At 65.2% G+C, this 316-nt stretch carries 1 protein-coding gene; it reads left to right on the top strand.

Features of this window, described 5'->3' with window-relative positions; all coding sequences use genetic code 11:
* Positions 1-316: phosphoenolpyruvate-utilizing N-terminal domain-containing protein (locus HX846_RS36565; protein ID WP_306173209.1), on the top strand; the 316-nt coding region annotated here is incomplete at both ends.

Genomic DNA, 316 nt, shown 5'->3' with positions numbered 1-316 from the left:
ATTGGCCCGGCGCATATCCAGGTGCTGCAACCTTTCGAATACCCGCTGCGCGGCGAGTCGCCGGTGATCGAGCGCCAGCGCCTGCACGCGGCATTGACCGACGTGCGCCGGGACATCCAGGGCCTGATCGAGCGCAGCAAATCCAAGGCCATCCGCGAGATCTTCATCACCCACCAGGAGATGCTCGACGACCCGGAACTGACCGACGAAGTCGAGACGCGCCTCAAGCAGGGCGAAAGCGCCGAGGCCGCGTGGATGAGCGTGATCGAAGCCGCCGCCAAACAGCAGGAATCGTTGCAGGACGCCTTGCTCGCCG

This window comes from Pseudomonas sp. K5002 (assembly GCF_013386655.1).
Taxonomy (GTDB): domain Bacteria; phylum Pseudomonadota; class Gammaproteobacteria; order Pseudomonadales; family Pseudomonadaceae; genus Aquipseudomonas.
Note: the sequence above shows the minus strand (reverse complement) of the source record. Positions and strands in the feature narration are given on the sequence as shown.